Genomic DNA, 26,536 nt, shown 5'->3' with positions numbered 1-26,536 from the left:
CTACCAGATTGGGTTTAAATCATAATTCACAATTGGTTGCGCTCCAGCTGCAATCAAATAATTAGGTCCTTTTGATAATTCACTATCAATTGGTCCAGGAACTGCAAAAATATTACGATTCTCCTCTAAGGCAATATTAGCAGTAATCAATGAGCCTGATTTTTCCTTAGCTTCAGACACAATAACATTTTCACTTAAGCCTGCTAAGATACGATTTCTTTCAGGAAAACGAAAAGGCATAGGTGGAGTATCTGGTAAATATTCGCTGAGTACAAGGCCTCTTTTAATGATTTCTTCTTGTAACATCTGATTTTGCTTAGGATAAAAATGATTTAAACCATTTCCGATTACAGCTATTGTTTTTCCGTTAGCTTTTAAGGTTTCTTGATGAGCAATTGCATCTACTCCCTTAGCCAAGCCGCTGGCAATTACGTAACCTTCTTTAATTAGATTGGGAATCAACTTTCTTAGAACTTTTCTACTGTAAAAAGTAGGAGTACGTGATCCTACAATTACAGTAATCTTTCTAGTGAGTAATTTTAAATCACCTCGTGCAAACAAAATTAGTGGTGACCGATAACACTCTTTAAGTTGATTAGGATATATTTTATCAAAAATTGTAATCACATGACACTGATTTAGTATTTGCTTAACCCAAAGAGTTATCTCCTCATTATTAAAGGCTTCTAATACTTTTTGCTTTAAATTAAGCGGTAAGTTTATTTTTTCAATGTCTAGACGATTTATTTTTTGACGGTTACCTAACTCTGTCATAACTTTTTGCATTCCTTGGTAGCCAATACCTTTTTTTAATTTTAAACGTAAATAAAATTCTTTTTGATTCATAGAATAAACCTCCACTTTCTTATACGAAAAAAGTAGAGGTTTATTTTTTTATTTCTCAAAAAAATTACTTACAGGTGCAAAAGTTTTTCGATGAATAGGAGTTGGACCATATTTTTTTAAGGCTTCAAGATGATCTTTAGTGCCATATCCTGCATTATGCTTAAAATTATATTCTGGATATTTTTCACCATAAGCTTCCATCAAATTATCTCTAAAAACTTTAGCGACAATACTTGCTGCTGCAATAGAATTTGATTTGCTATCACCCTTTATTAATGAGGTTTGTGGTAAGTCAACCGGCACATTCATTGCATCAACTAAGAGAGCATCAGGCTTAACATCTAGCCCCTCAACTGCATGCTTCATTGCTAGGCGGTCTGCTTCATAAATATTTATTTTGTCAATCACATCATTATTGGATAAACCCACACTAACACTGACAGCTTTATTTAAGATCTTGGGAAACAATTCTAATCTCTTATTATGAGATAATTTTTTAGAATCATTCACATCAATTAAATCAAACTCTGGAGAAATAATTACTGCCGCTGTTACTACAGGCCCAGCTAAGGGACCTCGTCCAACTTCATCTACTCCGGCAACAAGTTGATGTTTAGACCAAAATTGCTTTTCATAGCTAAAACGTTTATTAAAGTCAGCTAACTTTTCTTGATATTTTTTTTGACGCTTATAATAGCTAGCAAGTAGCTTCCGTACGCCCTTACGTGGGTCTTGTTGCAATTCGATTAGTTGATTTTCTGAAATATTACCTTGATTCAATAAATTTTTAACTTCATTGATTGTCATTTTATATCTAATGTAACCCTTCCAAGTTTAGCCTTACGAAATCTTTGCAACATATAAACAGAAAAGCGATCATAATCATCACGCATACCATATTTTTGTGTCATAGCTAGCATCAAATCAATGTCATTAAATTGTTCAATTGCTTCTTTATCAAAACGAGCAAAGTTACTTAAATTATTAAGGTAATGCTCGCGTAAAAACTTAATTAAAAACATGGCAACATCGTCAGCATGAAAAATATTATCTTTAATCGCTCCACAAGCTGCCAACTTATATCCAACTACTTGATCTGAAAATTTAGGCCATAATATACCTGGAGTATCTAAAATCTGAATATCAGAATTAGAAGTCTTCAACCAACTTTGCCCTTTAGTAACACCAGGCTTATCGCCTACAATAGCCGCATTTCTTCCAATCATACGATTAATAATTGTTGACTTGCCACAATTAGGAATACCAGCAATCGCTACTCTTATTGTTGGATGTGCTGCTCCTTTAGCTACTAACTTATCTATTTTTTCTTTTCCTGCTAGCTTAATAATTTTGAACAAAGTGCTCATATTAGTATTATGTTGAGCATCTAAAGACAATACAAAATTACCCTGTTCTTGAAAATAGCGTGTCCAGCGCTTGGTTTGTAAAGGGTCAGCTAAATCCGACTTATTTAAAATAATAATATGGGGCTTCTTTTTAACCAAATTACTAATCATTGGATTACGCGAAGAAAGTGGTAATCGTGCATCCAACACTTCAATAATCACATCAATTAAGTCTAAGTTATCTTCAAGTTGATTCTTAGCCTTATTCATGTGACCCGGATACCATTGTATTGTTCCCATTTTTACACCTTCTAATTTATATTTTTAAGCTTAAAGCCTTTTTTAAAGCTGGGTTGGATTGAGTAGCCTTTTGAGAAACTACGAAATATAAGGCCTGCATAGTAGAAGCCGTTACCTTACCATCAACAGTTAATCCTTGGGCTTCTTTAAATTTATTTACAGCTATTTGAGTAGGATTATCATAAACACCAGTAATATTATTTTGCAAATAACCTAAAGCTGTTAGATACTGCTGCAAAATTGCCACATTCAGCCCCATCATATTCTTCTTAAGAGTTTGGTCTGATTGAAACTGAGGTAGTTGTTCAAATTTAGACTCTTTAGCCTTAAATGTTGGCTTGATTCCCTTATGGTTAATCCAAGTACCATTTGGAGTTAGCCATTTAGCAACAGTATACTTATATTCTACATTATCACTACTGCCAACTTGTTGCACAGTACCTTTACCATATGATGTTTGTCCTACACTAATAGCACACTTATTTTCTACCAAGGCTGCAGTAAATATTTCACTTGCACTTGCTGTTTGGTTATTAATTAAAATTATTGGTCTCAAAGTCGTTTTATACCCACCTGAGAGCTTTTTAGATGACTTGATAATCTCTTGACCATCACGACTTTGATAACGCATCAAAATTTTTCCATTAGGAACAAAGTATGATGCTGCCTCTAAGGCACTATTCATTACTCCGCCAGGATTATCTTGTAAATCAATAATTAGCTTTGGCGTTTTTTTAGGATTAATCTCCTTTAAAGCTGCTTTAAGATTTTTACCAGTGTCAACATCAAATTGGCTTATTGTAATAATTGTCGCTTTTCCTTGAGTTTTAACGGTTAAATTAGATTGTGATATTTCTGCACGTATTAGCGTTACTTTAAACTTTATCTTGTTACGCTCTAATTGTAATGTAACTTTAGTGCCTTTTTTCCCTCGGACAAGCTCTGCAACTTTATTAAAATGTTTAGCAGTAACTTTTTTCCTATCTACGCTTAAAATTTCATCCCCAACCTTAATATTACTTTTTGAGGCTGGAGAACCTGCTACAATTGAATCAACTAAAATTCTATTATTTTTAACTGTCATTTGAATCCCTACCCCGCCAAAGCTAGCTCCTTCAACTAAGCTGTTGATTTGCTGCTGACTTTGACCAGTTAAAGTTTGTGAATAAGGATCATTTAGACTATTTATCATTCCATTGACAGCACCTTGACTAAGCTGTTTAGAAGACACAGCTTTATAGTAAGTAGATTGCAATTGATTATAAACTTGAGCTATCTCAGCTAGGGGAGAACTATCTTGTTGATACTTAATAACGCCATAAGTAACCCCGCTACCAATCGCTAGACTTACTAGTGCTGTAAGAGTGAATTGGGCTATCTTAGGCAATTTAAATTTCTTTTTTATTTTAGACGCTGTTTTATCTTCAATTTTTTTATTTGATTGTGTCATTTTTGTCCTTAATTCATCTTATCGAGATACATTTGATAAGCATCATCAAAAATTGTCATACTTGGTAAATATCCAGCATTTAGCTCTAAATAATTAGATATTTCTTCGTAATCTTGACTATGACGTGGAAAAGAACTGTCATTTTGGGCATTATTAGCAAATTCTGCAATCTCACTATGAGAATCAGGATCACGCTGCGTCATTAAAAATCTATAAAAACTTTCTCTAAAGGCCATTTTTTACTCCATATAGTAAATAATCGCATATGCTCCTTCACCTGCGTGAGTGGCGATAATTGGACTAGTTTGTTGAACTAAAACATCAATATTAGGATTAATTACTTTAATCTCTGCTGCTAATTCTTCCATCTCTTGTGGCGTATTTACATAAGAAATCCCAACTGCTTTGATACTATCTTTATTTTTGGTAATATCACTTAAAACTCGTTCATCAAAACGCTTAGAAAACTTTTTACCACGCCCTTTTTTAGCGACAATTAAATTGCCATTCGGCATCTGTAATACAATTCTGATGTTAAGCAAAGTAGCAATTTTACCAGAAAGTTTACCTAAGCGTCCGCCTTTGATAATGTTCTTTAAGTCTACTACCATCATTTCAAGCTTCTGATTTTGAATGATTTTATTAACATGATCAACAATTTCAGATACGGTCTTACCTTCTTCGGCATCTTTAGCTGCAGCCAATACTTGAAATCCCTCTCCGCGGTCAGTTAATTGTGAATCGATTAAAGTTATTTGCTTTTCTTTACCAATAATTTCTACAGCTTGTCTAGCAGCTTCGATAGTTCCGCTCAAATTATGTGACAAAAAAATACCAATAACTTGATCATCTTCACTTTGAATTAACTTATTAAAAGTATTTTCAAAAACACCGATTGCTGGTTGACTAGTCTTAGGTAGCTCTTCAGAATGCAGCATTTTTTCAACAAATTCACTTCTAGTAATGTCTACACCATCAGTATAAGTTTGACCATCAATCGTAATGGTCAGCGGAACAACTGTAATATTATACTTTTTTATTTCATCAGTAGTTAGTTGCACTGATGAATCAGTTACTACTTTAATATTTGCCATAGATTAGTCCTTCATTTCTTTTAGGATTTGATTTAGAAATTAAAACTCTTTGCTAATATGTTAGAATTTAGCTTATAGACATAAGTTTTAGTATATAGTATATCAAAAATCTAAAACTGAGTTAAAAAGATTTAGGAGAGAACACTTAATGTCAATCAAAAATTTATGGAAAGAGCCTACTTACCGCTCAAAAGCTTATAACATCGTAAATAATGTTTTAAGCGCTGTAACACATGGTATTGGCTTTTGCTTATCGGTAGCTGGATTAGTAATTCTCATTATTGCAGCTGTACATAGCCACAATGCAATGAAAATTGTATGTTTCACTTTATATGGGTCAAGCTTAGTACTGTTATATTTATTTTCAACTTTATACCATAGCTTGATATTTACTAAGGCTAGAAAAGTTTTTCAAATATTTGACCATTCATCAATTTTTATTTTAATTGCTGGGTCATATACTCCCTACACATTAGTAGCCATTGGCAAAGCCAAGGGTTGGGTTTTATGGAGCATCATTATTGCTCTCTCGATTTTTGGTATTTTATTTTATATTTTTAATCAAGGCAAGCATGCCATCTTAGATACAGTCATTTATGTATTAATGGGATGGATGGTAATCTTTGCCAGTGCTGATTTATATCCAGTCCTGGGTCCTCAAGGATTTTGGCTATTAGTAGCCGGTGGTGTTGCATATACAATTGGGGCTATTTTATTTTCAATGCGTCGTGTTCCCTTTATCCATGTGATTTGGCATTTGTTTGTAATGTTAGGATCAATTTTGATGTATTTTTCAATTTTGCTATACGTCTAAAAAGTCGGAGTTCTATTCTCCGACTTTTTATTCATGTTTAAGAATGAATTGATTAATAGCATCTAAATCGTTATCAAGTTCGCCTTCTACCACTGCTTGAGTAATTTTTTGTAATAAATATCCTACTTTTGGGCCCGCTGGAATACCACTTTTTAGTAGAGTCTCTCCATTTACAACAAGATCTTTTTGTTTTTTGATTGGTAAATTTTCATAACGATCAACTAATGCACTACCATTAACTGGTTGACCCAAAATATTAGATAAATCAATTGTTAACAAAATAGTCTTTAAATCATTTCTAAATAATTCATAATTGGTTGGGCTTCTAGAACTAATTAAATCAAAAAATTCTACAATTCTAGCTACTTGTCGCTCCATTGCATTAGAATTCTTCCATTTGCTCATAAATTTAGCAATATCTTGATTAGCTACTTTAAGAAGTACAATCATTACAGCCCAGAGGTTTTCTTCAGTTGTAGGATTAAAGGTCAACTTCGGAAAGATTGAAAGCAAATCTTTTTTATCTTGAAAACATGGTACTTCTTGCGATAAGCCAGTATCTAAAAATACTTGAAAAGCACGCCTGCTTCCTTTACCAATCCCCATCTTTACAAATTCTTCACGAATTCGTTCAATTGAAATCTTACTAAGTAAATGATGATTATCTTTAATTGCTTGGTATGTTTTTTCTTCTAGATTAAACTCAAGCTGACTCATAAAACGTACTGCACGCATCATTCTCAGTGCATCTTCATGAAACCTATTTTCAGCCACTCCTACAGCTTTAATAACGTGCCGCCTTAAATCACCAATACCATCAAAATGATCAATTATATTGCCTGATGCATCCATAGCTAAGGCATTTATAGTGAAGTCACGGCGTTTTAAATCTTCAGAAAGATTTTGAACAAAGGTAACGTGATCGGGGCGACGATAATCTTGATAACCTGATTCTGTCCTAAAAGTCGTAATTTCATAGCTATTGCCATTATACAAAATTGTTACCGTACCATGTTTAATACCTGTATCTATTGTTCTATTAAAAATATGCTTAATTTCCATTGGATAAGCACTAGTCGCAATGTCAACGTCGTGGATATGCCTATTTAGTAAAAGATCTCTAACACTACCACCTACAAAATATGCTTCATAACCAGCTTGGTTAATCTTCTCCAAAACTGGCAATGCTTCAGTAAAAACAGTAGGTAAACTTGTAATCTTCATATAAACTCCTTTATTTGCTTTAAGCATAATTATGCTTAGAAAAAGAAGGATTAATGTTTAATATATCTTTTTCTGCATATACAATTATAAACTAAATAGTCAAGCTAAAGTGAAGTTTATTCTAATTCCAATTGATTATATAAGTCTTGCATTTCATCATCTTCAGGGGCAAGTTCAAGATAACTTTGCAACAAATCCTTAGTGAGATCATTATTTCCTATCTCTCTAAAGAAATTAATGATTTGCTTCAAAAATGCAGTATTGTCTTTAAAAGCTGGGTATGCTAATAAAAATTCTTCTTGTGCCCTATTATAATTTTCCATCCTTTGATAAGAAATAGCACTATTCCAATGAGCTTGGGGTTCTAACTGATCATCATCTAAATCCTTAAATAGAGCTAAATTAGCTTCATCCTTTCTTTCAAGTAAGTACAGATTAGACAATTGCAAACGTAAGTCACTATTATCAGGTGCTATTCTAATTCCCTTACGTAATAACTTCTCAGCTTCGTCTAAGTGTTCTAAATTAGCAGCTGCCTTAGCTCCTAGACTATATAGAGTTTCATCAAATTCATTATAAGAAAGTCCTGTATGAGCCACCTTAAGTACTTCCTCATTATTATCTTCATTCATATATGCTTGAGCTAATAGTGGATAGGCATTAACATAATCTGGTTGATTTTCAATTACTTGATCGAAGAATTTTACTGCTGCTTGATTATCCTTAGCAGAAAGCATAATCAAACCAGCTTCGTAAAGAGCATCAATACTTAAGATACTATTGCTGTGTTCCCTTATTTCTTGAGCAGCTGCTTCATAATCTCCTAATTTAGCCAAGCATGCAGCAATTCTCTGACTTATTACTATCTCTCCAAAATTATTATTATTTTTTGCTAAATCTTGGTAATATTTAAGCGCAGCAGCGTAATTGCCACTAAGATAGTCTAATTCGGCTAAGCCAAACTTAATTGCATCTTCATCAGGAGCCAGATTTTTTGCTTGTAATAGTTTTTGTCTAGCTGTTTCAATTAAGCCATTAGTCTGATAATAGTCAGCTTGAGCTAGTAAACTTTCTAGGTACGCATCACTAGTGGGTGAAATATTATAAAGCAAAGTCAGACCATCATCCTCGTAGCCATCATTCAAAAGTATTTCGGCCAAATACACTTTAAACAAGTCTTCACGTGGAAATTTAGCGATTAATGCTCGATATATTTGCTTAGATAAGTCAGTAAAGCCCATATTAGTTAAATTATCTGCTAGGGATGACAATAATTCTGGACTGTCATTATCTAAAGCTTGTTTTAATAAAATATGATTATTTGAAAAATCATGTCTTTGAATTGAATCTAATAATTGTTCTGAATATGACATAAACTGCCATCCTTCCTTTTCAATCTAGTAATAATTGTACACAAAAAAAGCGCTAAGCTAAAAGCTTAACACCTTTTTGTTGAAACTATTAATTTCAATTACTTAACTGCATCCTTAAGAGCCTTACCTGGCTTAAATGCAGGTACCTTAGATGCTGGAATTTGGATTTCAACACCAGTTTGTGGGTTACGACCCTTACGAGCTGCACGGTTACGTACTTCAAAAGTACCGAAGCCGATCAATTGAACCTTTTCGCCCTTAGCAAGATTCTCTTGAATAGAATTAAAAATTGCATCTACAGCAGCTGCTGCATCTTTCTTAGTTAAGTCAGTCTTTGAAGCAACTTCTGAAACTAATTCAGCTTTATTTGCCATTCTAGTTCACCTCCTGATTTGAACTTTTTAAGATAAAGTTCAAAACTTACTTCTGTAAAAACAGAAAAGGAAGAATGATGACTACCAATCATTAGTCCCTGCATTTAAAGTTAGCACACAAATACTGATGCGACAAGCTTTTTTTGCTTAATATCTTAATTTTTTAAGTAAAATTAAGTTCATCTGTTATTTACGCTTACGTGCCATAACTTTTATCGGTGTTCCAACGAAGTCAAAGTTTTGTCTTAATTGATTAATTAAAAAACGCTGATATGAAAAATGCAGTAGCTCCGGCTCATTAACAAAAACAACAAATGATGGTGGATTAACTGCCACTTGAGTCATATAATAAATTCTTAATCTCTTACCATTTACTAACGGAGTTGGGGTAATTCTAGTAGCTTCTAACAATAAATCGTTAAGAACACTAGATTGGATACGTCGGTTTTGGTTTTCATGAACTTCTTTGACTAAGCTTAAGATTTGGGTTACTCTTTGTCCTGTTTTGGCTGAAACAAAGATAATTGGAGCATAATCTAAATACTGAAATTCTTGTCTAATAATGTTAGTAAAGTCTTTCATTGTGGTACTGGATTTTTCTGGTAAATCCCATTTGTTAACCACAATGATTACACCACGACCTGCATCATGGGCATAGCCAGCAACGTGTTTATCTTGTTCCCTAATACCCGTACTTGCATCCAATACTAACAAGGTGATGTCACTATTTTCAATTGCACTCATTGCCCGCATAACTGAATATTTTTCAGTCTTTTCGTATACTTTTCCTCGACGCCTGATACCAGCAGTATCAACGATAGTATACTTATCACCGTCATGTTCAAAGCGTGTGTCTATCGCATCTCGAGTTGTACCTTCAATATTAGACACAATTACACGCTGTTCACCTAAAATAGCATTTACAAGCGATGATTTTCCTACATTTGGTCTGCCAATGACACTAAAGCGGATTGAATCATCTTCATGTTGATTGGCTTTATCGCCAAACTTGTCTACAACAGCATCAAGTAAGTCACCGATACCTGTACCATGACCACCAGAAACAGGAATTGGATCACCAAAACCTAAGCTATAGAAGTCATAAATGTCATTTCTTTGTTCCGGATTATCAGCCTTGTTAACAGCCAAAATAACAGGCTTTTTAGTACGATATAACATTTTAGCGATAGTCTCATCCATGTTGGTTAAATGATTTGTCACATCGCCTAACATTACAATTACATCAGCTTCATCAATCGCTATCTCTGCTTGGGCCTTAATTTGCTCTTCTATTTCTCCTTCGTCAAGCGTAATACCACCAGTATCAATTAATATAAATTCATGTCCCATCCATTCTGCACGAGAATAAATTCTATCTCTGGTTACTCCAGCCTCATCTTCAACAATAGCGACACGAGAATTAATAATTCTATTAAATAAAGTAGACTTACCAACATTTGGTCTACCTACAATTGCTACGACTGGTAATGACATAACTAAATCTCCTTTCTATTGATAAAAAAAAGCTGGCACTAGCCAGCTTTTTTAATTAAATGAAATTAATCGTTGTCTTTAAGTTGATCACCGATGATATCACCTAATGCAAAACCGTTATCACTATTGTCGCTCATGTACTTTGCAGTAACTGAATCTTGGCGACGACGACGTGGACGGTCTTCGCTCTTAGCGTTTGGATCAGCTTGCTTAATTGATAAAGAAATTCTTCTGTCGTCTGGGTCGATGTTTAAAACCTTAACTTTAACAGTTTGACCAACCTTTAAAACATCACTAGGCTTATCAACGTGTTTATTAGAAATTTCAGAAACGTGAACTAAGCCTTGAATACCATCAGCAACTTCAACAAATGCACCAAATGAAGTCAAAGTCTTAACTTCGCCTTCAATAACGTCACCTTCGTTTAAGCTAGAAGTTGCTTCTTCAAATGGAGATGGCAAAGTTTGTTTAATTGAAAGGGAGATGCGGTGTTTATCGTTATCAATACCAATAACCTTAACTTTAACATCTTGACCAGCCTTCAAAACGTCGCTAGGCTTATCAATGTGATCATAAGAAATTTCAGAGATGTGAACTAAACCGTCTACACCACCAACATCAACAAATGCACCAAAGCCAGTTAAGCGTGATACTCTACCTTCAACAGTATCACCAACAACTAATTGGTTAGCAACGTTTTCAAATGCTTCTTCACGTTCTTGCTCAATTAAATCTTTTCTAGAAAGGATCAAGCGATTCTTGTTAGGATCAATTTCAGTGATCTTCAAGTTCATCTTCTTGCCAATGTATGGCTTCAAGTCTGATACGTAACGGTTAGAAATAAGTGAAGCTGGCAAGAATCCTCTTGTACCAACATCAACTAATAAACCACCACGTACGGCACCAGTTACAGTACCCTCAACAGTCTTACCTTCTTCAAAGACTTTTTCTAATTCTTTGTAAGCTTCTCTTTCCTTTAAACGAGTTACGGAGAAGAAGAATTCACCGTTTTCCTTATCGCCACCAGCTCTTCTAAGAACTAAAGCCTTGAACTTGTCACCTGGTTTTACTAAATCGCGTAAATTTGCATTACGATCTGCAGTAAACTCGCGCTTAGTGATGACACCTTCAACACCTGCGTTCTCTACACCAACAGCAATTTGGTCGTCTTCAACATCTAAGGCTTCAACGTCTACGATGTTACCAACTTCGACTCCTTGCATTTCTTTTAAAGCATCTAAGAATTGATTACTATTATCTGACATAAGTACCTCCCAATATCAAATTCCATTTTAAAGTAAATAATAAATTTTTTCTACTGTTTTGACTAATTTTTTTGATTTTTTTCAATTAAATTTGTAATTTTGGCTACAACTTCATCAATTGACATATTCGTTGTATCTAATTCAATCGCATCAGCAGCCTTTTTTAGAGGTGAAATTTCACGATGAGAATCTTTATAATCTCTAACTTCAATATCGTGCTCAATATCTTTAAGATCTTGATGAATACCTTTTTCTTGAAAATCTAAAAACCGTCGTTTAGCTCTAGATTCTACACTAGCAATTAAAAAGATTTTTACATCCGCATTAGGTAAAACGGTTGTTCCAATATCACGACCATCCATGATAACATTATTCTTTCCTGCCATTTCTCGCTGAAGTTCAACCATCTTTTGACGAACTCCTGCTAAAGCAGATACTTGAGAAACGTTTTCCGTAATTTCTGGTGTACGAATTGCAAGAGATACATCCTTATCATTTAAGTAAACTTTCTGTTCTCCAGCCTTATTCTTAAAGCTAATTGTACTTTGATCAATTAACTTTAAAATCTCCGCTTCATCACCATAATCAACCTGATTATCACGTGCTATTAAAGTACATGTTCTATACATTGCACCTGTGTCAATGTAAATAAAAGATAAATTTTTAGCAACAATTTTGGCAACTGTGCTTTTCCCAGCTGACGCTGGTCCGTCAATAGCTACTTGCATTAAATACAATAGATCCTTTCTTTGTTTCTAACTAAAAATTTTAACATATAAAAAAATAAAAGACAGGGTTATTTAAATAATCCTGTCCAAACAAATAAGCAATTGCAAAATTAGAAGTGTTTTTTAACAAACCTATCTATGGTTGGTAAACAAGTCTTAGCTAAAAGCACAACAATTACACTGTTAATTACACCCTTGATTAAGTTAAATGGAACAATAACAGTTAAAATATACATTAACAGTGTCGAATTAAGCTTAAATCCCATCATAGTAATGTACATAGGCATCAAGACAAAGTAATTAGCTAAAGACATTACAATTGTTAAGCAAATTGTCCCTACTACTAAGCCACCAATTTGATAAACAACTTTTTGTGAATGCTTTTTACTAATGTAATAGAAAGGCAAAATATATGCAAGAGATGCTAACAAAGCTGCAACATTACCAACTGCGGAAATTGGATTAAAGCCCGAGAGTGCAAGATTACACAAGGTCTTAATGACAGCTATCATACTACCGCCAAATGGCCCAAAAACTAATGTACTTAAAGCAACTAAACTATCAGATAAATCAATTTTCAGATAGTCAAATCCTGGCATTACCGGAATTTCAATTTTCATAATTAAAAATGATAGTGCCCCTAACATGGCCCAACTAAGCCAATATGATAATTTATAACCATTAATACTTTCTTTTCTTTGCATTTTTAATCCTCCCAACAAAGAAATAGAGGTCCGTTGCTTCAGCAACAGACCTCTTATGAATGGTATTCAATATATCAGTCTGTCTTCTTCCATCTAGACTATACTATCGGTATCAGAATTACACTGATTCTACCCAAAGGCTCGCGGACTATAACCGCCGGTCTGGAATCTCACCATGCCCTGAAGACAACGTACTTTTTTATTACTTTTTACAAGTATATAATACACTATCTATAGACAAAAAACTAGTCTTCTGACTAGTTTTCGCTACTATTATTATCGCTATTTGTCCCCGTTACTCTAATGGTCTGACCAGCAACAACATTATCTTGCTTGGAGATCCCATTAATCTTCATTAAATCATCAACAGTAGTGTTATTAGCCCTTGCAATTTCAGAAAGAGTATCACCTGACTGAATTGTATAGTTACCATTACTATCAGCTTTAAAATGAGATTCGTTTGATGACTTTGAACTAGTATTATTACTACTTTGGATCTGGTTATCGCTTGCTGATTGCTGAGTGGTAATAGTTTCAGATGTAGAAGCTGATTGAGACGTATTTATAGACCGTTTTTTAACAACAGCTTTTTTATTCTTTTTAAGGGACTTCTTTTTAGAAGATTCCTTCTTTTTGTGGCTACTTTTACTTGTTTTAGAAGTTTGAACACTCTTTTCAGCAATATTGTGACTTTGATTACTGTGCATTTTAGCTCCGATGATTGGAACTGCCGCAATCAGAATAATCGCAACAATAATAATCCCTGCCCAAATTTGTGGATGTCCCTTTTTAGCTTGACGTTCCTTGCGAGTATGCATTTGGGTGCGAGAAGTCGTTGGCCTCTCATAATGCTTATATGGACCCTTGTCTTGAGGCTCTTTACCCATCTTTTTTACCTCCCTGACCTACTTTAACTATTGTAGGTCATCAATATAATTCAATTTTAATTAAGGTGTTTTAATTTGTAAACCTCTTCACTACTAAGTTCACGATATTCACCTGAAGTAAGTGATTTTAAATTCAAAAATGCATACTTTTCTCGAGCAAGCTTATCAACCAAGTGATCAACAGCTTGAAGCATTCTCTTTACTTGGTGATAGTGACCTTCATGAATAGTTAACTGTATAATCTGGAAATTCTTTTTATCATCAGTACGTAAAATTTTTAATTTGGCTGGAGCTGTTTTTTTACCATCAATTTTTACACCATGAGTTAAGGCGTGAATTTCTTCTGGCTTCAATGTTCCCTTAATCTTAGCTACATAAACTTTAGGGACTTCATTTCTAGGATGCATCAGCTTATTTGCTAATTCTCCATCGTTAGTCATTAAAAGCAAACCTGACGTATCATAATCCAGGCGTCCAACCGGGTACAGACGATATGGTACTTCATCAAAGTAATCGACAACAGTCTTTCTGCCTTTATCATCATTAGCTGAAGAAATCACACCACGTGGCTTATAAAATAAGTATGTATGCAGACTCTCACTTTCAATAGGAACACCGTTAACTTCTATTTTATCTTTTAATTCAACCTTTGTTCCTAATTTGGTAACCTTTTTGCCGTTGACCTTAACCTGTCCAGCAACAATCATTTTTTCTGCTTTACGCCTTGATGCCACGCCGGCTTGAGCAATAACTTTTTGTAAACGTTCTGCCATAATTTCTCCTTCTATTTTAAATCTTGATCCGTTTGGCCTTTGCTTTCAAACAAATCTATCGGACCACTATTATCATTTTCAAAATCTTCAATAACAGGCATATCAGCTAAACTAGAATAATTAAAATATTGCAAAAAATAATCAGTCGTTTCATATAAATTAGGTCGGCCAGGAACATCTTTTTTTCCATTGATTTTTATTAATCCTCGCCAAATAAGAGTTTGCAAAGCAGCCGATGAGTTAACACCACGTAATTCATCAATTTCAACACGTGTAATTGGTTGCCGATATGCCACTATTGCTAAAATTTCTAAAGCTGATTGACTCAAATGTTTAGACAAATCTTTTTGAAAAAATTCACTAATAACATCACTACATTCAGGGCTAGTAATTAATTTATATGTTTGATTAATTGTTACTAATTTTAAACCGCTGTAGCTATCTTCTTCTAGTTTATTTTTAAGTTTATTAACTATTTCAGTTAATTCATTAGTATCTACTTCTAAGACTCCACTCAAGACATCCTGAGCCATGCCGTTATCACCAGCAGCATAGAGCAATGCTTCTAGCTGTGCCTCTTTAGTTGCCATCTGCGGTCCCTTCTAAAATTAAATCACTAAAATTTTTGCGTTGAATAATCTTTAACTTTTGATGGCGACATAATTCTAAAATTGCCAAAAATAAGCTAAGAGCTTCATCCACATTATGCAATGTCTTTACATATTTAAAGAAACTGAGTCTCTTATTTTGAGCAAGTCTTTTAGTTAAATCACGCGTCATGTCTTCAATTGAAGCTTCTTCCACTTTAATTTCGCCAGCATTGGGATTTCTTAATTTATAGCGATGAATAACCATATTAAAGGCATCCACTAGTTGCTGACTGCTTATTTTTCCTAGAGGTAATGGTTGAATCTCATTTTCGTTGGAAACTGAAGGTTCTTTAGAAACAGTTAACGGAACTTCTTCATTTCGTTGCTTTAAATACTCTGATATTTTTTTGAAAATAGAATACTGCACCAATTGCTCTACTAATTCTTCTCTAGGATCATCAGGTTGGTCTTCAGGCTCTATAAAATCATTCTTTGGCAGCAAGTATTGTGACTTGATTCTAAGTAGAGTTGAAGCCATCACAAAATATTCTCCTGCTATTTGTAAATCTAATTTTTGCCATTTAGCTAAGTATTCAAGATATTGCCCGGTAATCTTAGCAATCGGTATATCATATATATCAATTGCCTGCGATTGAATTAAATGCAAGAGCAAGTCCAAAGGACCAGAAAAATTAGGTAAGGTTAGAGTTAAATCGTTTTGTTCTTTCATTTACTATCCTCATCTCTCAAAAAGGGTAATAAATATGTATAATCTGGTAAAGTTGTAATTTCTTGTTTAGGGTAGTATTGCTTTAATTCCTGCATTACTACTTCTCTAGTTTGATTATTACGATAGCTAGGATCTAGTGATAAATATCTAATAACTATGCAGTTTGGAACTATTTGCACACCAACTATGCCTCTAATATCTTGGTCCTTACCACTGAACAGCAATACTTCGAATTGATCATTTTCATCTTCCGTATTGGTATACAACTGCATTTCTTCCTTTAAGTTTTCAAGATTTTTAAAGTCATCTAGATACGACAAGTACCCCATTACAGTTTTTTCATAATCTTTTTTATACTTACTTAACATAACTTTTAGCTAAGTGCGAGGATGCGCTTGCTTATATACCTCCAAAATATGTTTTTGTGTCAAATTTGTGTAAATTTGCGTTGTGCTAATATCACTATGTCCTAATATTTCTTGCACTACTCGTAAATCAGCACCATTTTCTAATAAGTGTGTAGCAAACGTATGTCTTAAAGTATGAGGAGTAACATTTTTAGTAATATTAACTTGTTGGCAGTACTTTTTTATCAATTGCCAGATAGACTGCCTAGTCAAGGGATGAGCATGAGCATTCAAAAAAATAAAATCTGTATATTTACCTTTATTTAAAATCTGACTATCACGCACATCTTTTTGATATTTTTCAATCCAAGAAAGTGCTACATCAGTAATTGGAACCAATCGTTCCTTAGATCCTTTTCCTATAACACGGATTAAATTTAATTCTTCATGTAGATTACTTTCTTTAAGTGTAATTAATTCGCTAACTCGCATTCCAGTCGCATATAAGGTTTCTAAAATTGCTCGATCACGCAGACCTAAAGGCTGAGAAATATTAGGTGCAGCAAGTAACTCATCTATTTCTTTATGACTCAGCGCAACTGGCAATCGTCTTTCCTTTTTTGGTGAGTCAATTTTAATCATGGGGTCACGCATAATAATATCACTACGCAACAGCCACTTATAAAATCTTCTCAAACTAGAAATCATCCGCGTAATTGAAGCAGTAGCCTTAGCCAAATCTCGCTGCTTAGCCAAAAAGCTATCAATTACATAAGCATCAACTTCCCAAGTGGTTTGATTATCTTCTTCTAAAAAAGCTAGATATTCAATTAAATCTTGCCTATACGAGCTAATTGTATTCTTGCTCAATCCTCGTTCAACTTGAGCATATCTAAGATAGTCTTCTAAACTATCCTTCATTTCTACTTTATTCATTATCTTCTTCTATTAATGAAATAGTACCTGCATTTTTATCTTCAGTAATTAAAGTCTCTTTTAATAAACGCCCGATGGCCCGCTTAAAGGCCGACTTAGAAATACCAAAGTGATCCTTAATATCCATCGCATCACTTTTGTCATAAAATGGCAAAGTATGTGTATGTTCACGTCTTAAACTCATTAAAATCATTTGGGCATCGTCATCAATCTCTTCAAAACTACGTGGTAATACACTTAAATTCAAGCGTCCATATTGGCTAACACCAATTACACGTGCTTTAATCTTTTCACCTAATCTAAGTGGACGATACATCTGTGACTTATGAACAAAGGCTAAGTAATATTGATCAGTTAACACAAATGAACCAACCTCGTAATTATTATAAACCGTTCCTACCAAATTTTTATTCTTTAAATTATTTGGAAAGTTAGCGGCTAACTGTTCAAAAACGTCTTCACCCGCCATCTTTGCCCAGATACGATCTTTTTCATCTGTTTCAAGTCGCACAAGCAGTCGATCATCTCTCTTAGGCCACTGATTTTTATCTTCTGGTAGATCATCTAAAGAAACCACTACATCCTTATCATTTAAGCCAATATCTACAAAGACACCCAAGTCTCGACGTACTTCGGTAACAGTACCCCAACCATATTGATCTTTTTGAGCAAAAGGATAAAATTGAGTCATTTCTTTTTTTCTATCTTTATTTTCATAAATAAAGCCTTGAACTATACTCCCTAACTCAATTGGATCATCCTGTGTTACTTCGATTTTTTTCAATTCAAAAGTAACCCCAGTCACTTGGACATAATAAGATTGCGAATTTTCATCAGTGACTGTACCTTTAGTAATTTCTCCCAGCATTTAAAGTCCCCTATTCTAGTTGATTTACGTAAATTATCTAATCATTAATTAGTATAAATTAAAAAAGTGAAAAATAAAATAGCCAGTCCTAACGACTGACTATTTTACATAAATTTATTTATTTAACTAATTAATGATTAAAGATTAGTTGCTTCACCTTGGTAAATAGCACCACGACGAGCATCAACAGTAATCTTAGAACCATTCTTAATCTTTGAAGTTGCACTAGTAGCACCAACTACAACTGGGATACCAAGTGAAAGACCTACAACTGCTGCATGACTAGTCAAGCCAGAAGCTTCAACTACCATACCTGAAGCCTTCTTAATAGCTGGTAAGTAATCCTTATCAGTAGTCTTGGCAACTAAGATATCACCATCTTGCATCTTTTCATTTGCTTCTTCAGCAGATGAAGCAACTACGGCGTTACCAATAACCGATTGATCACCAACACCTAAACCTTTTACAAGTTGAGTACCGATTAATTGTAACTTCATTAAGTTAGTAGTACCAGTTTCACCTAAAGGAGCACCGGCAACAATGATTACTAAGTCACCGTCTTTTACAAGACCTTCTTCTTTAGCAACTTCGGCAGCTTTTTCAAACATGTCGTCAGTTGAAGTTGGCTTTTCTGCTAAGACTGGAGTTACACCCCAAACAACAGTTAATGAGTGTTGAATCTTTTCATCGAATGTCATAGCAACGATGTCTGCATTTGGACGATATTTAGAAATCATACGTGCAGTGTAACCAGATTCAGTTGCAGTAATAATAGTCTTAACACCTAATTCTTCTGCAGTTCTAACAACTGATTCTCCAATAGCTTCAGTAACATTAGAGCCTTGGTATTCTTCAAATCTTTGAAGTGCCAAAGTATTACGTGAGAACATTTGCTTTTCAGTACGTTCATCAATTTCAGCCATTGCCTTAACAGCGTTAACTGGGTAAAGACCATTTGCAGATTCACCAGAAAGCATAGTTGCATCAGTACCGTCAAGAACTGCGTTAGCAACGTCAGATACTTCTGCACGAGTAGGACGTGGGTTTTCTTGCATTGAGTCAAGCATTTGAGTAGCAGTAATAACTGGCTTACCAAGTGCATTTGCCTTGTTAATCAAGGTCTTTTGTACAAATGGAACTTCCATAAATGGAATTTCAACACCCATGTCACCACGAGCAACCATTAAACCGTCAGAAACTTGTAAGATTTCATCAGCATTGTCAATACCTTCTTGTGATTCAATCTTAGGGAAGATCTTAACGTAATCAGCACCTGCTTCTTCACATAATTCACGAATGTCTAAAATATCTTGAGCCTTACGTGCAAATGAAGCAAAGATAAAGTTGATACCTTCCTTTAAACCAAACTTAATGTCATTAGTATCCTTTTCAGTGATACCTGGAAGGCGAATTTCAACGCCAGGTGCGTTAACACCCTTCTTAGAACCAATTACACCAGTGTTTTGAGCTTCACAAACAAGTTCCTTGTGTTCTTCGTCTTTTTCCTTAATTAAGAGGTCAACTAAACCATCATCAATTAATACGTGACCACCAACATGAGTATCGCCGTATAAGCCTTCGTAAGTTACGTAGATCTTATCTTTGTTACCTTCCTTAGTGTCGTCCATTGAAATACGGATAGTATCACCAGTGTTAATAGTGAACTTGCCGCCTTCTTGAGCAGTAGTTCTGATTTCTGCACCCTTAGTATCAAGAGCAATACCAAGTGGTCTATCAAGATTCTTTTCAACTTCACGAACCATATTCATACGTGAACGGTGTTCTTCATGATCACCATGTGAGAAGTTGAAGCGGAATACGTTTGCACCAGCTTCTGCTAATTTAGTAATAGTTTCAATATTATTTGAAGCTGGCCCTAAAGTACTAACAATTTTAGTTTTCTTCATCTGAAAAAATCTCCTATAAATCTAAAAATCAAAAACTACTTGGCGAAGTCTTTGTTTAATGAGTATAACGAGTAATCACCTTGGTGCTTAGCATCGAACAAGTCAAGCATGTCATGTGCTTCAAGCTTATTATTTTGGATACCAACAGCTAAGCCGCCTTTTCCTTCAAGCAACAATTCAACAGCATATGCACCCATCTTGCTTGCCAATACACGATCACGAACAGTTGGACTACCACCACGTTGCATATGTCCTAAGACATTTGCACGAGCATCAAAGTCACCATATTCCAAAAGTTCTTTTCTAAAGGTTTCAGCATCTGTTACACCTTCAGCTAAAACAACAAGACCATGCTTCTTACCATTAGCAAAACCTTGCTTTAAAGTTTCAGCAATTGCTTTAATATCGTATTTCTCTTCAGGAATAACGATAGCATCTGCACCAGTTGCAACACCAACATGAAGTGCAATATCGCCACATCCACGACCCATGACATTTACAATAAAGACACGTTGGTGACTAGTTGCAGTATCACGAATCTTGTCAATAGCATCCATTGCGGTATTACATGCAGTATCAAAACCAATAGTGTAATCAGTATACGGAATATCGTTATCAATAGAACCTGGAAGACCAATAGCATTATAGCCATGTTCAGTCAATCTTAATGCTCCATGGTAAGAACCGTCGCCACCAATAACAACTAAAGCGTCAATACCGTGTTTCTTTAACTGTTCGATTCCTTTAAGTTGAGTTTCTTCTTGCGCAAACTCTGGGAAACGAGCTGAGTAAAGAAACGTACCGCCACGGTTAATCTTATCCGCAACAGTTTCAGAAGTCATTTGGAAAATATCACCAGCCACAAGACCAGCAAAACCATAATGAATTCCGAAAACTTCAATATTATTTGCCAAAGCTGTACGGGTAACAGCTCTGATAGCAGCGTTCATGCCTGGGGCATCTCCACCACTAGTTAAAATACCAATCCGTTTCATGAATTCACCTCTGCGATTTTTCTGAGTTCAATACTCACATCGCTTTAATAGTAACATTTTTTACAAGCTATGTCTTGTCTAAAAAGCCTAATTTTTTCTACTAATTCAACTTTTTTGAAATTGATTTCGCTTCCAATCGCGTTAGATTGTGATTTCTTTAATTAAAAAATTTTTTTTAAATTATTCTTTAAAATCTACTTTACGAATATTATTCAATAAATATTGCAATCTAGTTGTGTCATATCTATCTGCTTGGGTATGAATTTGCAACAAATAAATATTACCAATTTTCAAATTATCTTTCATAGTTTCATATCGACTAGGGAAAATAGTAAACTCATGCTGGCTAGTGCTATCGCCAAAAACAGCAAATGCCATTTCATCGCCTTTTTTGGTAGTAATTTTTCTCAGCTTAATTAATTTACCTACTCCAATACCGTTTTCATTGAAACTAAACTCATTTAACTTTTTAGCATTGAAGCGCTTAGCATACTTTTGAACAGCTATCAAAGGATTAGCTGTAGTAGAAAAGCCCATCACTTCAGTTTCCCATTGAGATTTCTGATTACTGGTCGGCTCAGGTGTTACCTCTTGATTAGGTTCTAGTGTTTCAAATAAGGTTTGATTATGACCAGACATTTTTACAGTAGCAATTAAATCAGGAGCATTATCAATTAACTCTTGCCGATTTTGACCTAAACCGTCAAAGGCTCCGGCCTTAATTAAATTCATAATTGCATCTGTATTTAAATATTTGCTATCAATATCTAATAAAAATTCTTTTAATGATTTGTATGTTTTCTTTTTAGCTGTTATTGCATCAATAAAATCATTACGCAAACCTTTGATTGCTTTTAGACCTACTAATATTTTATTATTCTTTAAACTAAAATTTTTATTACTCTCGTTAATTGATGGAGGTAAAACATTGATTCCTGCTTCTTGAGCTAAAGTCAAGTAATCATTAACTTTATTGCGATTAGCTAAATTACTATTCAATAAGGCTGTATAAAAGGCAGCAGGATAATGGACTTTTAGGTATGCCAGCCAAAATGCTATCTCACTATAAGCTACTGCATGAGAGCGATTGAAGCCATAGTTGGCAAATTGGACGATATAATTATAGACTTTTTCAGCTGTTGACCTAGGATGTCCTAACTTGATAGCTCCATTGATGAACTTATTCTTTTCTTTTTGAATAACCTGCATATCTTTCTTAGACATTGCGCGTCTAAGTAAATCGGCTTCGCCTAAACTAAATCCTGCTAGAACCTGAGCTGTCTGCATTACTTGTTCCTGATAAACTAAGATGCCATACGTTGGGCGCAAGATTTCTTTTAAGCTCGGATCTGGATAAGTTACTTTTTCTTTGCCTAACTTTCTAGCAATAAAATGGTCAATATTTTGAATAGGACCTGGGCGATATAAAGCATTTACCGCTACAATATCTTCAAATTTATCTGGATGCAAGTTTCTTAAAACACGTTTAATACCACTAGATTCAAATTGAAAAACAGCATCTGTATTCCCTTTTTGAAATAATTCCAAAGTCAATTTATCATCAAGTGGAATTTTATTAGGATCTAGTATAATTTTTTCATCCTTGAGTAACTCTAATGCATCCCCAAGAATTGTTAAATTTCTTAATCCTAAAAAATCAATTTTAAGTAATCCTAATCCTTCAACATTCTTCTTAGTCTGCTGCGTCACAGGAATACCCAAAGGACCTGCTTGCAAGCCAACTATCTTAGCAAGTGAATCGTCCGTAATAACCAGACCCGCTGCATGAATAGAATAATGTCTTGGTAAATCCTCTAGACCTTGAGCTGTCTTAAAAAGTAAGCTATTAAAAGAACTAGACTCAACTAAAAAGCGCAAATCGTTTGATTCTTTATATGCTTCACTTAAAGATAATTTAGTCTTAGAAAGAGGCAAAGCTCGTGTCCAGCGACTAACTTCAAATTTATTTAAGCCGAAGATCCTTGCTACGTCACGAATAACTTGCTTAGCAGAAAGCGTACCAAAGGTAAGAATTTGCGCAGCATGATTCATACCATACTTGTTAAACATATATTGAATAACTTCATCACGGCGATTATCAGGAATATCCAAGTCAATATCAGGCATCTGCTGACGAGCAGGATTCAAAAATCTTTCAAAAAGTAAATTATATTTAATTGGATCTACTTCAGTGATCCTTAATGCATAGGACACAAGTGAACCCGCAGCAGATCCTCTACCAGGCCCAGTGGTGATTTCCACACTATGAGCAAAATTAATTACATCCCAAACAATAAGAAAATAATCATCAAATCCCATGTAATTAATGACGCCTAATTCATAATCAAGACGTTTTTGATAATTCTGAGGTATAGGACCAGCAAAGCGTCGTTTTAACCCTTCTTGGGCTAAATGATGAAGATATTCCTTTGAACTAGGATAGTTATTTGGCTTAAATTTAGGCAACTGCGGATCTTGGAACTCAATTTCTACATTGCACATTTGGGCAATTTTATTAGTATTTTCTAAAGCTTCAAAAATCCCTAAACCGCGATATTCACTCTGCAATTGACTAATTGTCCGCAGATAATGCGACCCTGCTTGCTTAGCTAATTCTTCAATATCTTGTAAATGAGTATTTTCTGCGATTGCTCCCAGTGTTCTTTTTAAGAACTGATCACCAGGATTTAAATATTGGACATCCTCTGCTGCAACTAAAGGCAGTTTAAATTGTTGGCTCAAAGAACTAACATAATTAATATATTTTTGCTGACTTTTATGTCCGTAAACTCCTAAAAATAAATTATTTGAATTTGAGAGTAGATCTCTCAATTTTCTAAGATAATCACTCCCCAGATTAGGATTATTGGTTGCTAAATACCGTAATTCACTTTGCTGATTAGCTGGCGTTATTATAATTAAGTGTTCTAAATACTTTTTTAAATCTTTAAGTTTTACGATACGGTCATTTTGATTATTATCTGTTAACAAATTAATTGCACTTGATAAGCGAAGTAAATTACCGTAACCAATATTATCTTTAGCAATTATAATAAGATGATAGCGACGACTCTCATCTATTAACCCGTTGATATTAATTTGCATCCCTAATAATGGTTTAATACCGATATCCTTAGCTTTTTTAAAAAAATCAACCAAACCATAGGTAACATTAATATCAGTTAAGCTAACGGCACTATATCCTCTCTCTTTAGCTTGCACAAGCAGATTCTCTAATGTAATTGGGCTTTGCAATAAAGAGAAACTGCTAATATTTTGAATTCCTGCAACCATAGTATCTTCCTTTCATTAATTAAAGTATACCAGAGCGGGCTATTTTTTCTTGCTTCAAGTTCTATTTTTTGCTAATATGACTAGCGAAAGAAGGGAATATTATGCGCTACATTGTTACCATTTTCTGGGCAACTATTTATTGTGAAATTATCGGATTTATTGCCTCTGCTTTGACTAGCATGCAATTTGATCCAATCCAATCTGGAGTTATAGGTGTTGTATTCGGCTTACTCTTCGCCTTCATTATTCCAGGCATCACTGCTAAGAGTCATAAAGATTCAAGTAAATTCAGTAAAATGCTCTAACTTATATATTATAAAAGGGAACTAGTCCACTTCGACTAATTCCCTTTTTTATTAATAAAATTTATAATTTTTTTGCGTATCAACTTTAACATCTTCAGAAGTTAAGTATTCACTAAACATCTGTACATAATCCTGATCAAAAGTCTTTTCAATCTTATCCATACTATAAGCGGGATAAAAACCACCACCTAAAGCACGATAATTATTAACTGCTAAATGATATATTCTATTATCGTCTATTGGCTCACCATCTAGTGTTAATTTAGTCAGTCGTCTACCTGCTGGCTTAGACAAATCTGCTTCATAGTGTACAGGATAGAATACATCAAAGTGATAGAGCATTCTTTTAGGCTTTAATAAGCGATCGACAAACTTAATTTTGCCATCTGACGTCTTTTCTAAGAAAGATGCACTATACTCAATAATCTCTCTCAGCTCCTTACCAGTTAACTTAACCAGACAAAGCTGGTTAGCGTATGGATAGTTTAATAAAACTTCGCGCATAGTTACATCTTTAGAAAAGCCTTTTGCCGTATCAGACATAACCGCTGTAGCTGAAACATCAGCGCCAGTGAACCACAATTGCATCTGCTGAATTAGATTAATAAAAGGGGCCCCTTCAATTCTACCCTTCATCGCATCTTCAATTGGTGCAGGTTCTGATAATTTTGCAATTGGTCTATCCAGCCAAGCTTGAGTTTTTTTGTCTAAATCATAAACAATTTTTTCAATTGCTGGATCAGGATCATAATCTTTAGTATCAATTAACTCAGTTTTCATCTCATTAATATGAGCTTTGCCATCTTGATCGCGAGTAACATCTAAAGTAACCTTTGCTACACTTTCACCACGATAACCAGGCTGTACAATAGCTGTGTCATGGGCTACCAAATTCAAACGGCGGTGTTGATGACCAGTCAAGAATACATCAATTTCAGGAATTTCAGTTAAAATCTTGTATCCTTCATTTTCACCCGTATGAGGCTCAGTTGCTTCACCACTTTCAGGATCACTTTCAAATCCGCCATGGTACAGAGCAACTAGTATATCAACTTGGGGTCTTATTTTTTTAGCTAGCTTACTTAAAACATCATAACCGGAAACAAATTTAAGACCTCTTATATGCTCTTCCGACTCCCAATGAGTTATGTATTGGGTAGTAATTCCCATAATACCAATTTTTAAGCCAGCTTTTTCGACAATTTCATATTCTTTACCAAAAAACGGTACATCAGTTTGAGCATCAAGAACATTGTCATTTACAAAGGGAGCAGAATTATTATCAACGTAATAACTCAGATAATCCAAGCCATAATTAAAGTCGTGATTGCCCAGAGCTCGCGCATCATAGCCCACTTCGTTGTATGCTTCAGTGAACTTCTTTAACCCTTCTTGTTCAGGTAGCTCATGAGTAAATGATGCTAATGGTGAACCTTGCAAACAATCACCACTGTCAGTCACTAAAACGTTATCGCTACCATACTTTTTCTTCTCACTCTTAACTACGCTACTTACACGACTTAAGGAAATAGGAGCATTATAATCGTTTTTATCTTGATAATCAGTTGGCATTAAAAAGCCGTGGGTATCACTAGAATGTAAAATAATTAGTTTCATGATTCTTCCTTAATAAAAATGTATAAAAAAAGACACCAACAGGTGCCCTTTTACTAATCGTTGTTTTGTTGCTTTTCTTCGTTAGCAACTTGACGGCCTTTGTAAAAGCCCTTTGGTGAAACGCGGTGGCTTAAACGATATTCACCAGTAGTTGCATCGTAATGCATTGCTGGAGTAGTTAACTTAATATGACCACGACGTGAACGTTTCTTTTGCTTAGAAGTTTTTCTTGCAGGAACTGCCATTAGTTAGATCTCCTTTTTTATAGAATTGAG

27 protein-coding genes and 1 riboswitch are annotated in these 26,536 nt (G+C 34.5%); of the genes, 2 read left to right on the top strand and 25 right to left on the bottom strand.

The annotated features are described in order from the left end of the window. The 6 genes from dprA to J2Z60_RS05750 are packed head-to-tail and all read right to left on the bottom strand — an operon-like array spanning position 1 to position 5,036. The gene (gene dprA / locus J2Z60_RS05775) at positions 1 to 846 is read right to left on the bottom strand and encodes a DNA-processing protein DprA (protein WP_209686733.1); all 846 of its coding nucleotides are present in this window, start codon (positions 844 to 846) and stop codon (positions 1 to 3) included. A 48-nt stretch (positions 847 to 894) separates the two neighbouring features. Further along, positions 895 to 1,653: a ribonuclease HII gene (locus J2Z60_RS05770; protein WP_209686732.1), complete on the bottom strand. Its 759-nt coding sequence runs from the start codon at positions 1,651 to 1,653 to the stop codon at positions 895 to 897. Further along, entirely contained in the window at positions 1,650 to 2,492 is an 843-nt protein-coding gene (ylqF, locus tag J2Z60_RS05765) for a ribosome biogenesis GTPase YlqF (RefSeq protein WP_209686731.1), read from the bottom strand. Before ylqF ends, J2Z60_RS05770 begins: the two co-directional genes overlap by 4 nt. Before the next feature lie 16 nt (positions 2,493 to 2,508). Continuing rightward, positions 2,509 to 3,942: a S41 family peptidase gene (locus J2Z60_RS05760; RefSeq protein ID WP_209686730.1), complete on the bottom strand. Its 1,434-nt coding sequence runs from the start codon at positions 3,940 to 3,942 to the stop codon at positions 2,509 to 2,511. A gap of 8 nt (positions 3,943 to 3,950) precedes the next feature. Further along, entirely contained in the window at positions 3,951 to 4,178 is a 228-nt protein-coding gene (locus J2Z60_RS05755; protein WP_209686729.1) for a YozE family protein, read from the bottom strand. A gap of 3 nt (positions 4,179 to 4,181) precedes the next feature. Then, complete coding sequence (locus J2Z60_RS05750; protein ID WP_209686728.1) at positions 4,182 to 5,036, bottom strand: DegV family protein; 855 nt, start codon at positions 5,034 to 5,036, stop codon at positions 4,182 to 4,184. A 148-nt stretch (positions 5,037 to 5,184) separates the two neighbouring features. Here J2Z60_RS05750 and trhA point away from each other — a divergent pair, with 148 nt between their 5' ends. Next, on the top strand, positions 5,185 to 5,850 hold the full coding sequence (gene trhA, locus J2Z60_RS05745) for a PAQR family membrane homeostasis protein TrhA (protein WP_209686727.1): 666 nt from the start codon (positions 5,185 to 5,187) through the stop codon (positions 5,848 to 5,850). Between the two features lie 27 nt (positions 5,851 to 5,877). On the opposite strand, the gene J2Z60_RS05740 is transcribed toward trhA, so the two are convergent. From J2Z60_RS05740 to dnaE, 17 genes are all read right to left on the bottom strand, one after another. Next, on the bottom strand, positions 5,878 to 7,074 hold the full coding sequence (locus J2Z60_RS05740; RefSeq protein WP_209686726.1) for a CCA tRNA nucleotidyltransferase: 1,197 nt from the start codon (positions 7,072 to 7,074) through the stop codon (positions 5,878 to 5,880). A gap of 116 nt (positions 7,075 to 7,190) precedes the next feature. Continuing rightward, positions 7,191 to 8,447 carry a tetratricopeptide repeat protein gene (locus tag J2Z60_RS05735; RefSeq protein ID WP_209686725.1) on the bottom strand — a complete coding sequence of 419 codons (1,257 nt, stop codon included), beginning with the start codon at positions 8,445 to 8,447 and terminating at the stop codon, positions 7,191 to 7,193. A 98-nt stretch (positions 8,448 to 8,545) separates the two neighbouring features. Then, the gene (locus J2Z60_RS05730; protein ID WP_209686724.1) at positions 8,546 to 8,821 is read right to left on the bottom strand and encodes an HU family DNA-binding protein; all 276 of its coding nucleotides are present in this window, start codon (positions 8,819 to 8,821) and stop codon (positions 8,546 to 8,548) included. A 186-nt stretch (positions 8,822 to 9,007) separates the two neighbouring features. Next, the gene (der, locus tag J2Z60_RS05725) at positions 9,008 to 10,315 is read right to left on the bottom strand and encodes a ribosome biogenesis GTPase Der (protein WP_209686723.1); all 1,308 of its coding nucleotides are present in this window, start codon (positions 10,313 to 10,315) and stop codon (positions 9,008 to 9,010) included. A 65-nt stretch (positions 10,316 to 10,380) separates the two neighbouring features. Further along, positions 10,381 to 11,580 (bottom strand): 30S ribosomal protein S1, encoded by a 1,200-nt coding sequence (gene rpsA, locus J2Z60_RS05720; protein ID WP_209686722.1) that lies wholly within the window; start codon positions 11,578 to 11,580, stop codon positions 10,381 to 10,383. 62 nt (positions 11,581 to 11,642) lie between these two features. Then, the gene (gene cmk, locus J2Z60_RS05715) at positions 11,643 to 12,308 is read right to left on the bottom strand and encodes a (d)CMP kinase (protein WP_209686778.1); all 666 of its coding nucleotides are present in this window, start codon (positions 12,306 to 12,308) and stop codon (positions 11,643 to 11,645) included. 110 nt (positions 12,309 to 12,418) lie between these two features. Continuing rightward, positions 12,419 to 13,012 carry an ECF transporter S component gene (locus tag J2Z60_RS05710; protein WP_209686721.1) on the bottom strand — a complete coding sequence of 198 codons (594 nt, stop codon included), beginning with the start codon at positions 13,010 to 13,012 and terminating at the stop codon, positions 12,419 to 12,421. A 77-nt stretch (positions 13,013 to 13,089) separates the two neighbouring features. Further along, positions 13,090 to 13,204: riboswitch (FMN riboswitch) on the bottom strand. Positions 13,205 to 13,269: 65 nt separating this feature from the next. After that, a complete protein-coding gene (locus J2Z60_RS05705; RefSeq protein ID WP_209686720.1) occupies positions 13,270 to 13,899 on the bottom strand; it encodes a LysM peptidoglycan-binding domain-containing protein in 630 nt (209 codons plus the stop codon). A 56-nt stretch (positions 13,900 to 13,955) separates the two neighbouring features. After that, on the bottom strand, positions 13,956 to 14,672 hold the full coding sequence (locus J2Z60_RS05700) for a pseudouridine synthase (protein ID WP_209686719.1): 717 nt from the start codon (positions 14,670 to 14,672) through the stop codon (positions 13,956 to 13,958). Positions 14,673 to 14,683: 11 nt separating this feature from the next. Next, positions 14,684 to 15,262, bottom strand: coding sequence for an SMC-Scp complex subunit ScpB (gene scpB / locus J2Z60_RS05695; protein WP_209686718.1), 579 nt, complete (start codon positions 15,260 to 15,262; stop codon positions 14,684 to 14,686). Then, positions 15,252 to 15,992 (bottom strand): segregation and condensation protein A, encoded by a 741-nt coding sequence (locus tag J2Z60_RS05690; protein WP_209686717.1) that lies wholly within the window; start codon positions 15,990 to 15,992, stop codon positions 15,252 to 15,254. Before J2Z60_RS05690 ends, scpB begins: the two co-directional genes overlap by 11 nt. Next, positions 15,989 to 16,321, bottom strand: coding sequence for a reductase (locus J2Z60_RS05685; RefSeq protein WP_425352223.1), 333 nt, complete (start codon positions 16,319 to 16,321; stop codon positions 15,989 to 15,991). The genes J2Z60_RS05690 and J2Z60_RS05685 overlap by 4 nt, the downstream gene beginning before the upstream one ends. A gap of 48 nt (positions 16,322 to 16,369) precedes the next feature. Continuing rightward, positions 16,370 to 17,260, bottom strand: a complete 891-nt coding sequence (xerD, locus tag J2Z60_RS05680) for a site-specific tyrosine recombinase XerD (RefSeq protein WP_209686777.1) — start codon at positions 17,258 to 17,260, stop codon at positions 16,370 to 16,372. A 7-nt stretch (positions 17,261 to 17,267) separates the two neighbouring features. Beyond that, entirely contained in the window at positions 17,268 to 18,143 is an 876-nt protein-coding gene (locus J2Z60_RS05675; protein WP_209686715.1) for a CvfB family protein, read from the bottom strand. Between the two features lie 137 nt (positions 18,144 to 18,280). Continuing rightward, positions 18,281 to 20,050, bottom strand: coding sequence for a pyruvate kinase (gene pyk / locus J2Z60_RS05670; protein WP_209686714.1), 1,770 nt, complete (start codon positions 20,048 to 20,050; stop codon positions 18,281 to 18,283). 35 nt (positions 20,051 to 20,085) lie between these two features. After that, positions 20,086 to 21,045, bottom strand: coding sequence for a 6-phosphofructokinase (gene pfkA, locus J2Z60_RS05665; protein ID WP_209686713.1), 960 nt, complete (start codon positions 21,043 to 21,045; stop codon positions 20,086 to 20,088). A gap of 180 nt (positions 21,046 to 21,225) precedes the next feature. Continuing rightward, positions 21,226 to 24,339, bottom strand: coding sequence for a DNA polymerase III subunit alpha (gene dnaE, locus J2Z60_RS05660; RefSeq protein ID WP_209686712.1), 3,114 nt, complete (start codon positions 24,337 to 24,339; stop codon positions 21,226 to 21,228). 101 nt (positions 24,340 to 24,440) lie between these two features. On the opposite strand from dnaE, the gene J2Z60_RS05655 reads away from it, so the two are divergent. Further along, positions 24,441 to 24,644 (top strand): YjzD family protein, encoded by a 204-nt coding sequence (locus tag J2Z60_RS05655; RefSeq protein ID WP_209686711.1) that lies wholly within the window; start codon positions 24,441 to 24,443, stop codon positions 24,642 to 24,644. 51 nt (positions 24,645 to 24,695) lie between these two features. Here the strand turns inward: J2Z60_RS05655 and J2Z60_RS05650 are convergent, their stop codons facing one another. Continuing rightward, positions 24,696 to 26,261 (bottom strand): bifunctional metallophosphatase/5'-nucleotidase, encoded by a 1,566-nt coding sequence (locus J2Z60_RS05650; RefSeq protein ID WP_209686710.1) that lies wholly within the window; start codon positions 26,259 to 26,261, stop codon positions 24,696 to 24,698. Between the two features lie 53 nt (positions 26,262 to 26,314). Further along, on the bottom strand, positions 26,315 to 26,506 hold the full coding sequence (gene rpmF, locus J2Z60_RS05645; RefSeq protein ID WP_209686709.1) for a 50S ribosomal protein L32: 192 nt from the start codon (positions 26,504 to 26,506) through the stop codon (positions 26,315 to 26,317). Positions 26,507 to 26,536 lie beyond the last annotated feature (30 nt).

Origin of the sequence: Lactobacillus colini (genome assembly GCF_017874575.1) — a bacterium.
In the GTDB taxonomy this organism is placed as follows: domain Bacteria; phylum Bacillota; class Bacilli; order Lactobacillales; family Lactobacillaceae; genus Lactobacillus; species Lactobacillus colini.
Note: the sequence above shows the minus strand (reverse complement) of the source record. Positions and strands in the feature narration are given on the sequence as shown.

What these genes read in the sequence shown, in the direction of transcription:
- dprA (WP_209686733.1), bottom strand. Translation starts at nt 846, where the DNA reads ATGAATCAAAAAGAATTTTATTTACGTTTAAAATTAAAAAAAGGTATT.
- J2Z60_RS05770 (WP_209686732.1), bottom strand. Translation starts at nt 1,653, where the DNA reads ATGACAATCAATGAAGTTAAAAATTTATTGAATCAAGGTAATATTTCA.
- ylqF (WP_209686731.1), bottom strand. Translation starts at nt 2,492, where the DNA reads ATGGGAACAATACAATGGTATCCGGGTCACATGAATAAGGCTAAGAAT.
- J2Z60_RS05760 (WP_209686730.1), bottom strand. Translation starts at nt 3,942, where the DNA reads ATGACACAATCAAATAAAAAAATTGAAGATAAAACAGCGTCTAAAATA.
- J2Z60_RS05755 (WP_209686729.1), bottom strand. Translation starts at nt 4,178, where the DNA reads ATGGCCTTTAGAGAAAGTTTTTATAGATTTTTAATGACGCAGCGTGAT.
- J2Z60_RS05750 (WP_209686728.1), bottom strand. Translation starts at nt 5,036, where the DNA reads ATGGCAAATATTAAAGTAGTAACTGATTCATCAGTGCAACTAACTACT.
- trhA (WP_209686727.1), top strand. Translation starts at nt 5,185, where the DNA reads ATGTCAATCAAAAATTTATGGAAAGAGCCTACTTACCGCTCAAAAGCT.
- J2Z60_RS05740 (WP_209686726.1), bottom strand. Translation starts at nt 7,074, where the DNA reads ATGAAGATTACAAGTTTACCTACTGTTTTTACTGAAGCATTGCCAGTT.
- J2Z60_RS05735 (WP_209686725.1), bottom strand. Translation starts at nt 8,447, where the DNA reads ATGTCATATTCAGAACAATTATTAGATTCAATTCAAAGACATGATTTT.
- J2Z60_RS05730 (WP_209686724.1), bottom strand. Translation starts at nt 8,821, where the DNA reads ATGGCAAATAAAGCTGAATTAGTTTCAGAAGTTGCTTCAAAGACTGAC.
- der (WP_209686723.1), bottom strand. Translation starts at nt 10,315, where the DNA reads ATGTCATTACCAGTCGTAGCAATTGTAGGTAGACCAAATGTTGGTAAG.
- rpsA (WP_209686722.1), bottom strand. Translation starts at nt 11,580, where the DNA reads ATGTCAGATAATAGTAATCAATTCTTAGATGCTTTAAAAGAAATGCAA.
- cmk (WP_209686778.1), bottom strand. Translation starts at nt 12,308, where the DNA reads ATGCAAGTAGCTATTGACGGACCAGCGTCAGCTGGGAAAAGCACAGTT.
- J2Z60_RS05710 (WP_209686721.1), bottom strand. Translation starts at nt 13,012, where the DNA reads ATGCAAAGAAAAGAAAGTATTAATGGTTATAAATTATCATATTGGCTT.
- J2Z60_RS05705 (WP_209686720.1), bottom strand. Translation starts at nt 13,899, where the DNA reads ATGGGTAAAGAGCCTCAAGACAAGGGTCCATATAAGCATTATGAGAGG.
- J2Z60_RS05700 (WP_209686719.1), bottom strand. Translation starts at nt 14,672, where the DNA reads ATGGCAGAACGTTTACAAAAAGTTATTGCTCAAGCCGGCGTGGCATCA.
- scpB (WP_209686718.1), bottom strand. Translation starts at nt 15,262, where the DNA reads ATGGCAACTAAAGAGGCACAGCTAGAAGCATTGCTCTATGCTGCTGGT.
- J2Z60_RS05690 (WP_209686717.1), bottom strand. Translation starts at nt 15,992, where the DNA reads ATGAAAGAACAAAACGATTTAACTCTAACCTTACCTAATTTTTCTGGT.
- J2Z60_RS05685 (WP_425352223.1), bottom strand. Translation starts at nt 16,321, where the DNA reads ATGGGGTACTTGTCGTATCTAGATGACTTTAAAAATCTTGAAAACTTA.
- xerD (WP_209686777.1), bottom strand. Translation starts at nt 17,260, where the DNA reads ATGAAGGATAGTTTAGAAGACTATCTTAGATATGCTCAAGTTGAACGA.
- J2Z60_RS05675 (WP_209686715.1), bottom strand. Translation starts at nt 18,143, where the DNA reads ATGCTGGGAGAAATTACTAAAGGTACAGTCACTGATGAAAATTCGCAA.
- pyk (WP_209686714.1), bottom strand. Translation starts at nt 20,050, where the DNA reads ATGAAGAAAACTAAAATTGTTAGTACTTTAGGGCCAGCTTCAAATAAT.
- pfkA (WP_209686713.1), bottom strand. Translation starts at nt 21,045, where the DNA reads ATGAAACGGATTGGTATTTTAACTAGTGGTGGAGATGCCCCAGGCATG.
- dnaE (WP_209686712.1), bottom strand. Translation starts at nt 24,339, where the DNA reads ATGGTTGCAGGAATTCAAAATATTAGCAGTTTCTCTTTATTGCAAAGC.
- J2Z60_RS05655 (WP_209686711.1), top strand. Translation starts at nt 24,441, where the DNA reads ATGCGCTACATTGTTACCATTTTCTGGGCAACTATTTATTGTGAAATT.
- J2Z60_RS05650 (WP_209686710.1), bottom strand. Translation starts at nt 26,261, where the DNA reads ATGAAACTAATTATTTTACATTCTAGTGATACCCACGGCTTTTTAATG.
- rpmF (WP_209686709.1), bottom strand. Translation starts at nt 26,506, where the DNA reads ATGGCAGTTCCTGCAAGAAAAACTTCTAAGCAAAAGAAACGTTCACGT.